The sequence below is a fragment of the Pseudoalteromonas sp. TB41 genome (assembly GCF_000497975.1).
Lineage (GTDB): Bacteria > Pseudomonadota > Gammaproteobacteria > Enterobacterales > Alteromonadaceae > Pseudoalteromonas > Pseudoalteromonas tetraodonis.
On record NZ_AUTH01000117.1, the window covers coordinates 1 to 8,511 of the forward strand.

Here is an 8,511-nt window from a genome sequence, read left to right on the forward strand (position 1 = left end):
CAAGCCTGTTTTGAAATCGCCTTGCTTAAACTGCAATGCGATAAATGGTGGGCTCGCCAATTAAAAACCCTGCGTAAACAGTTTTTAGAACTACTAGAAATTGCAACCGGCCAAGTGGGTAAAGACCTTTACTACGACAAAAAAAACCAAAAACCTAAACGCCGGGGTATTAGCCCGTATTCATCAAAACAAGCACAACGTGAATTTAGCTTTGCCCAAGCCAGTGGTCGCCAGTTCCTCGAAATGATGGAACTACAAAGCAGCGACGGCGATGTAATTAACTTAATTGAAGCCGTAAAAAGCGGCATGGCAAACCCTGCTAACCGCCGTAATGAGCTAATGCTACGCATCCGTGAAACCGAAGAACTAGCCGATGAAATGGGCTATGTTGCCATGTTTTACACTATTACATGCCCTGCGCGTTTTCATGCCAATGCAAGTACGTGGGACGGTTCGACCCCCAAAGATGCGCAAAATTATTTAACCACAACATGGGCGCGGGCACGTTCAAAGTTAAACCGCCGTGAACTTAAATACTTTGGTGTACGTGTTGTAGAGCCACATGCTGACGGGTGTCCGCACTGGCACATGATGTTATTCATGCCAAAAAACAAACTTCAAGAAATCAACGCTATTTTGCGTTGGTACTTTATTCAAGAGGATAAAAGCGAGCTTTACGATCGTTATGGCCCCGAGCTTACCCGCGCCAAAGTATTTAATAAATTTGTAGATATAAACACCCATGGCACCCACATAAAAACAGTAGAAGCCTGCGTTAAATACCGTGCAGGGACTGAGAAAACCAAGTTATTTAAAATCTATAAACAAAAGCGCAGCGAGTGGGGCTTTGCTAAAAAGAAAGCCAACGAAGTAGCCATACAACGCAATAAAGAAGAGGCAGAAAAAGCCAAGGCTGAAAAAAGAGAGCCTAAAAAGTTTAAGGCGAAAAACCATAAAGCGCCTACCAAATTTTACCGTACTTTTAGCCCACGCTTTGACGCTGTAAAGCTTGATAAAAGCAAGGGCAGCGCAGCGGCCTACATTGCTAAATACATTAGTAAAAATATTGATGGTTACATGCTGACTGATCATGTTGACGCCGACACAGGCGAAAACCTGCAAGAGCAAGCCAATCCCGTTTTAGCCTGGGCAAGTACGTGGAACATTCGCCAGTTTCAATTTCAGGGTTCGCCAAGCGTTACGGTTTGGCGAGAGCTTCGCCGTATGCCAAAAGGCAAACCAATTAAAGACGAAATAATAGAGCCAATTCGACATGCGGCAGATAACGCCAATTGGAAAGATTACGTAAAACTACAGGGCGGCATGTGTATTGGCCGCGCTGCTAACTTTAAATCAATGTACGAAGACACCCCAATGGGCAACGACTACGCCGAAGTAGTGCGCCGTATTAAAGGTGTTGTGACCAATATTGATTACAAAGCCGTGCTTACACGTTTGTTTAACAATGTGCATAACGTAACGGATGCAACCAGCTTAAAAACCCGCCTTATAGAATGGACAAGACAACTCAAAGGTACAGCAGAGAAAATTGCAGCTAAGGCTAGCACCAACGTCGGCGCAGCCGACCTATCTTGGTCTAGTGGTAATAACTGTACGCCTATAGCCGTGGGCTCTAGCGCCGAGTTAATACTCGATATGGTGGGGTGTGATGAAAAACAGATCACAGAGGTTAAAAAGGATCTTAATAACGGTAAAAGGATCGCCAGAGACGGCCAAATTTACCAAATTAAAAACGGCCAACTTCATGTTTTAGACGAAACTGCGCAAATAAAACACAACAAGCACCTCGCTATTGAATACCGAGCAAAAACACTCGCCCAAAAATCGGCAAGCTGGCACGTAACAGAGAATCACTGGCAGAAAGCTCGCCAATTAGTAGACCTTGCTTATCAATACGCCCAGCTAGACGGGCGCGAAACCCTTAATGCAACACGCAATGAACAAGGCGAATTTCATTATGGCGAGCCTAAAAACGGCCTTATCACCATTGGCGATTGGGATTTAGCAATTTTAGTAAACAACAACAGCGCATCAGCAATCAGCGATAACGATTGGTGGTCACTGGATTTAATGGCGTAGGAGAAAAAATGACTATTCAAATTTCAAAAGTACTCATGCCAAAGGCATGTATTAGTTGCCAGGCATTTTGCCCAAAGGGTTATGCAGAGGATCAGCACAGCCCGTTTATTACTAAATTCGATAAGCCCGCGCCTAAAACCCAATACGGCCAATGCGGTAAAACCGATAACAGCGTATTTGCCACCGAAATTTGCACCGGCTACCAGCAAGAACCTAACGCCGATGTATTTGCAGTAATCAACAGACCACAACCAAAACAACAGGTGAAATTATGAATGCACATCAAGCAGCCGAAAGAATGTTACAAACAGGATTGTTTTATACAGCCAGCACATTAGGACACGCTTTTGGCGAGTCGCTTAAAAATGGCTCGCGCTGTATTAATAAAATTAAGCGTGATCCTCGTTACACAGTAATTGAAGAGCAGCACCCAATTGAAAAGCTAAAAGTGGTTGCCATCGATGGCCGCAGTGTAAGTATTCAGCAATTGCAAAACCAAGCGCTTTTATTTAAACGCCCAAATTTACTGGTTAAAGGAAATGCTAATGCTTTATAAAAATGAAATAGTTGTTGATAACTTTGCAGGCGGTGGCGGTGCTTCAACGGGTATGGAGCTTGGTTTAAATCGTAAAGTTGATATTGCAATTAACCATGACCCAGCAGCAATAGATATGCATAAAATAAATCACCCGGAAACAAAACACTATTGCGAGTCTGTTTGGGATGTTGATCCTGTTGAAGCATGTGCTGGTCGGCCTGTTGGATTAGCGTGGTTTAGCCCTGATTGTAAATATTTTAGCAAAGCTAAAGGGAGGGCACCTGTAAATAAGGCTATTCGTGGTTTGGCGTGGGTTGCAGTTCGTTGGGCTGCATTGGTGCCAATGCGCGTATTTATGCTAGAAAATGTTGAGGAATTTATGGGATGGGGTCCACTTGTGGAAGTGTCGCCAGGTGTTTTTAAGCCAAATAAAGAAAAAGCGGGAGAAACATTTGAGGCCTTTATAAAATGCCTGACTACAGGCTTGATAAAAAACCATCCAGCATGGGAAGAAATAAAAGAGACACTTGGCCATGACTTTCCATATCACAAACTTGAAAAAGGCTTAGGTTATAAAATTGAACATAAAATTTTAACCGCTTGCGATTTTGGCGCACCGACAAGCAGAAAGCGCTTTTTCCTTGTTGGGCGTAACGATGGGCAAAGTATTAATTGGCCAAATCCAACACACGGCAAAGCGGGATCAGGTTTAAAACCATATCTAACCGCCGCTGATATTATTGATTGGTCTTACCCAATGCGTTCTATTTTTGATCCTGATCGGTCTAAGCCTATCGCTGAAAAGTCGCTAATTCGGTTAGGCAAAGGTGTACAAAAATTTGTTATAGATAATGAAGACCCGTTTTTTGTAGAGCCTGAAATGGTTGTACCATTCATTACTGAACACGCAAATGCATCAAACCAGCGCAATATGCCTATTGATGAACCATTACGCACCTTGTGCGCACAAGTCAAAGGTGGCCACTTTGCCTTAGTCGCTTGCTCAATTGTTAAATACAGGGGAGATAATGTTGGTCACAAAGTTGACGAACCACTACATACAATAAGTGCCGGTGGTAATCATTTGGGATTGGTTAAAGCTTACCTTGTTAAATATTATGGTACTGGCTCGGTCAATACATTAAATAACCCGTTAGATACTATTACGACCAATGACCGATTTGGTTTAGTGATCATTAAAGGTGAAAAGTATCAAATAACAGACATCCTAACCCGTATGTTACAGCCGCACGAACTATTTGCAGCAATGGGCTTCCCAGATGATTACCAGATAGCTTTTGATTCAAACGGCAAAAAGAATACCAAGAAAAACCAAGTTGCACGCTGTGGTAACGCAGTATGCCCACCAATTGCACAAGCATTAGTTGCAGTCAACTTAGCTAAAAAACACGTAGAAGAGATAGCAGCCTAATGAAACCAACCGTTAAACGCCGCAACTGGGTGTATCACTCAGTTGTTAAGCCAAAAATAAAAACACCACCCACAAAAAAGCCCGCATAACGCGGGCTTTTTTATGGCTAACAATCAAGACTAAAGCCCAATTAATTCTAACTGTTCTTCACGCGGTAGGTTTTTAATAAGCGACGCCGCTAACTGCGCAGTGGTTTTACACGGTGGATTCAAGAAGTGATCAAACGATTGGGTAATACGGAACGTAGCCCCGCACACTTTAGTGTTAGTACATGAGCAATATAAATTTACAACATGGGCGCTTTGCTTTTCGCGTGACGTAATTGTTGCTTTAGCTTCGCAATTTGGACAAGTAACCCGCGCCATAATAACCACCAATCGTTAATAAAATACACTGTTATTATATACAGTGATTTTGTGTATAACAAATAAGCATTTACAAATAGTGGGTATAACCCTAAAATAAATAAGTTATCACTTAAGTGATAATTAATTTAGAGGTTTTAGCATGCAATATTTATATAAAGGGTCACAAAGCCAAGAGCGGTTAAACTGGTTATTGGCTATGTGTAAAATTAAAAGCGTCGACATAAAAGCCGCCGCCAGTGATCACCTAGTAAAAGGCATGAGCAAAACCCATGCAGCGCTGTTAAATAATGTGCCCGCGCCAAATTTAACGCGAGCATTAAAAACCTTAAATACCTATGCCGGATTAGTCGAAAAAATAAAAGCGCACGACGCGCAGCATAGCCAGTACTATGCTTTACGCGCTGGGCTCTAAATCAAAATTAAGCTGCAATTTACTGCCAATTTCAGGATCCCTTGCTACTTCATCACTCATCAGTTTAATTAGCGGTTTAGTCTCGTTTTTAAAATACATAGCATCGTATTTAGTCGGGTCGCCAAGGCCTGCATTGTTAGCCGGAATAATACCCGCCAAGCCCGGTGGAAAACGATGGGCGTTGAGTATGTCTTGCGCCGATACGTTTTTAACGTTCATAAACTCGTCTTTACTTTCAAAATTACCTACAGGGATTATTTGTAAGCCTTTTTCTTTACCGTTGGGTATGTTTACAAATAACGAACGGAAGTTACCCACACCTTTACTGTCTTGTATTTTTTCTTTTATGTCGTCTTCAATGTCAGGGTCTAAGTTAGGATCAGTCGCATACATAATAAAACCCATGTGCGCGCCGTTTAAAAAGTATTTACGGCGGAACAGCGTTGCGTCTTCATTTAATAACGTGGCTTGTAACCCGCCTAAGTAATCGGCCAAGCCATACACTTGTTGCACGGGGTCATATTGGCGAACCCAAATAATGTCGCGCTTTTTATATTTTTTTACTTGGCTATTACGCTCAAGCACTACCGCGCCACCATCACCGCCAACACGGGTACGGTAACTAGGTAGCGGAAACAACCTAACAATTTGCCCAAAGCCATTACGTATTTTTAATAGTGCCACATCGCCAAATTGCACCAGGTTTAAAAAGCCCGCTTGTACTTGCTGTGCACTCATACCACCGCTAATAAAACGGCTCGCGGCCATGTTTGCACGGCTTTGCACTATGCCGCCGTGCTGGGCGTTACGCCGTGTTAAGTTGGCTAATAAATGGCGGTCTACTGGCGGCTCCCAGTAATTATCCATATCGTTATAAAGCAGCGAGTCGTAATCGGTTAGCCACATGTCGGGCATTACTTGCTCAGGCAAGCCAAACACAACGGGCGCATTTTGTTTATTTTGTTGATCGTGCGGCTGGTCAGTTAACTGCTCAGCGTTTTGGTCTAATTCTGCATGGTCCATCGTGATTTTCTCTTATGTGCATGGTTAAGGGGTTCGTTAATAACAGCGTGGCTAATAGCAAAAAATACGTCTGCATGGCCTATGGTGTTATCTCGGCTGGCTTTAAAGGTTATGGCACCGCCCGACTCGGTACTGGTGCGGCGTATTGAAAGGCAGCTCATAGCTATATCTTTATGGGATGCATCCCATTCAAGTCGGCCACCTTCAATCAGGTCGATCATTTTAAGTACTAAGCGGGTTTTACTGCCTACGCTGTAATGTATGGCGGTGGCTTCACGCGGGTAAAGTGTGGTGAGTGAGTCAAACACCCCCGCGCCAATGCCGGTGGTATCTACACCAATATAAGTAACGCGATACTTAGCGTATATTTTTTGAATTTCGCTCACGTGGTGCGAAAAGTTCATCCCGCGCCAATAGTGTTTTTCAAGTATTCTAAATTTTTCGCCCGATATTTCAGGTGGGGCAACCACCACTAGTGCAGCGTTATCGCGGGTGCGTGATGGGTCGTAACCTAACCACACCTCACGGTTACCGAATGGCTGCACAGCATTGGGTTTGTGATCTTGCCAGCGGGTGGCATCAACCATGGCTTTTTCAAGGTCGCTGAATTTAAATATACTGTCGGCATCGTCCACAAATATGCACATAAACAGGTTATTAAAATCATCGGCATTGTATTCATCGCGCAGTTCTTCAATGTCGAATAACTCACAGCCACCGCGCAAGGCATCTTCAATGGTAACTACATAGCGCCATTGCTTATCGGGGCACAGCCTGCCGTTATCGCGTAATTCATCAAAGCTGGGGAACTCAATTTCTTCGCGTTCGGCGCGCCCTTGGCGCCAGTGATCACCCGTCCAAAATGTATAAGCAGGGTGCGCTTTAGTCGACGGGGTTGAAAAATACGTTTTACGCCACTTTTTATGCGTGGCCATGGCGCTGGCTAATTTGTTTAGCTCGTTAAACTTACCAATCCAAAAGTATTCATCTACATAAACATGGCCGTGGTAACTTTGCGCGGTTTTGCTGTTGGTACTTAAAAACCGTAATTCGGCATCACCATGGGCGGTGTGCAAAGTAATGGGATTACCGGTTAGCTCTATTTCAAAAAACTCATGTGCAATGGCAATTATATAACTGCGGAACACCTCAGCCTGTGCGCGACTAGCAGAGAGGAATATTTGCGGGTCGCCACTTAATACCGCATCTTTAAACGCCTCACCTGCAAAGTAATAGGTTGCCCCAATTTGGCGGCTTTTTAAAATATTACGAATACGCTGGTGCAAGTTTTCGTGCATGGTTTTTTGGTAACCAAATAACGAGTCGTACCAGGTGCCAAAGTCTTCAGCAGTTAAATGGCTAACATCATTTTTACGCTTACGGCCTTTGCTTTTTTTATTGTCTGCGCCGCCACCTTTATTGTTTTTATTACTGGGTTGGTTAGTGCCGTGGAGTTGCTCTGCCTGTGCTGCTTTTTCTTGCTGGGCGCGCTGTTTTTTAAGCTTCACATGCTTTTCTATCAGCATGTCGAGCTCTTTTATTTGGTTACCTGTTTTATCGCTTACATCGGTGAGTATTAAAATTCGCCGTGCAATGGCTTCGTCTACGTCTTCTTCGCGCAGCATATCGCGCCAGTTGTATTTATCGGCCCAATAGTAAATAACACGGTTGTTTGGTAACGCCAGTTCCGCGCGTATTTCGTCGGGGGTGTGGTGGCGCAAATAAAGCCGTTTTGCTGCTTCGCGTATTTCCGGTGAATAAGCCATTACGTGGTATAAGTCGCTCGTAAAATTAATAACTAGCCACAGTGTATTGGTTTACAATAAGCTTATAACCGCATAAAAACCCTCATGTTTCCTAAAACCCCAATCTAGGAATTATCAAAAAGCTAACCAATGTATTCAGCCTTTTTTTATGGCTATGCTGCGTTTAAATATTAAGTAACGCGGTAAGCAAGTAATGGCAAAGCAATCAGGTTGGGTAATTGCAGCAACAGAAGGTGCAACAGTAGACGGGCGAACCATTTCAAAAGAGTGGATCACTCAAATGGCTGCATCGTATTCGGTTGATGAATACACCGCGCTTATTTGGCCTGAGCATTTTCGTTCAAGTTGGGGCCCAAGCGAAGGTAAAAACTGGGGCACTGTTGACGAAGTAAAAGCCGCTAAACAAGGTGGTAAATTACGTCTGTTTGTAAAAATTACCGCTAACGACTACCTACTAGCTGCCAACAAAGACGGCCAAAAGCTGTTTATGTCTATTGAGCCAAACCCAGATTACAAAAGCGAAGGGCGCTGCTACTTACAAGGCCTTGCCGTTACCGACTCGCCAGCCAGTTCTGGAACCAGCCGCTTAAAATTCTCTATTGGTGATAATGAAGTAAATCACGAATATAGCCAACTCGAAACGCTACAACACAGTGACTTTATTACCACCAATAGCGAACCAACTACCCCAAATAGCAAACACGCCAAAGCGCAAAGCTTAATGGCGCAACTATTTAGCTTATTTTCTAGTGATCAGCAGCCAGCCGATCAGCAAGATGAAATCACCGAGGAAGACACCATGAAACAAGAACAGTTTGACGCCCTCATGGGCAAGTTTGACGGATTAGAAACCAAGGTGACCGACCTTGAAA

At 43.6% G+C, this 8,511-nt stretch carries 9 protein-coding genes; 6 read left to right on the forward strand and 3 right to left on the reverse strand.

Features of this window, described 5'->3' with window-relative positions:
- The 4 genes from L641_RS0120840 to L641_RS0120855 all read left to right on the forward strand — a co-directional run.
- Positions 1-2,100 (forward strand): replication endonuclease (locus L641_RS0120840; protein WP_024603013.1); only part of this gene is annotated, 2,100 nt, incomplete at its 5' end.
- Positions 2,101-2,108: 8 nt separating this feature from the next.
- On the forward strand, positions 2,109-2,375 hold the full coding sequence (locus L641_RS0120845) for a hypothetical protein (RefSeq protein WP_024603014.1): 267 nt from the start codon (positions 2,109-2,111) through the stop codon (positions 2,373-2,375).
- The gene (locus L641_RS0120850; RefSeq protein ID WP_024603015.1) at positions 2,372-2,656 is read left to right on the forward strand and encodes a hypothetical protein; all 285 of its coding nucleotides are present in this window, start codon (positions 2,372-2,374) and stop codon (positions 2,654-2,656) included. The genes L641_RS0120845 and L641_RS0120850 overlap by 4 nt, the downstream gene beginning before the upstream one ends.
- Positions 2,646-4,070, forward strand: a complete 1,425-nt coding sequence (locus L641_RS0120855) for a DNA cytosine methyltransferase (RefSeq protein ID WP_024603016.1) — start codon at positions 2,646-2,648, stop codon at positions 4,068-4,070. The genes L641_RS0120850 and L641_RS0120855 overlap by 11 nt, the downstream gene beginning before the upstream one ends.
- Positions 4,071-4,189: 119 nt before the next feature.
- Here L641_RS0120855 and L641_RS0120865 read toward each other — a convergent pair whose 3' ends face one another.
- Positions 4,190-4,435 (reverse strand): ogr/Delta-like zinc finger family protein, encoded by a 246-nt coding sequence (locus L641_RS0120865; RefSeq protein WP_024603017.1) that lies wholly within the window; start codon positions 4,433-4,435, stop codon positions 4,190-4,192.
- Positions 4,436-4,577: 142 nt separating this feature from the next.
- Between L641_RS0120865 and L641_RS0120870 the strand changes: the two genes are divergently transcribed.
- Complete coding sequence (locus tag L641_RS0120870; protein WP_024603018.1) at positions 4,578-4,850, forward strand: hypothetical protein; 273 nt, start codon at positions 4,578-4,580, stop codon at positions 4,848-4,850.
- Here the strand turns inward: L641_RS0120870 and L641_RS0120875 are convergent.
- Together L641_RS0120875 and L641_RS0120880 are read right to left on the reverse strand one after the other, a co-directional pair.
- Positions 4,833-5,873 (reverse strand): phage portal protein, encoded by a 1,041-nt coding sequence (locus L641_RS0120875; protein ID WP_024603019.1) that lies wholly within the window; start codon positions 5,871-5,873, stop codon positions 4,833-4,835. The genes L641_RS0120870 and L641_RS0120875 overlap by 18 nt on opposite strands.
- A complete protein-coding gene (locus tag L641_RS0120880; RefSeq protein WP_024601304.1) occupies positions 5,855-7,639 on the reverse strand; it encodes a terminase family protein in 1,785 nt (594 codons plus the stop codon). Before L641_RS0120880 ends, L641_RS0120875 begins: the two co-directional genes overlap by 19 nt.
- A 193-nt stretch (positions 7,640-7,832) precedes the next feature.
- On the opposite strand from L641_RS0120880, the gene L641_RS23085 reads away from it, so the two are divergent.
- Positions 7,833-8,511, forward strand: a 679-nt coding sequence (locus L641_RS23085; protein WP_024603020.1) for a GPO family capsid scaffolding protein, incomplete at its 3' end; no start/stop codon positions are given.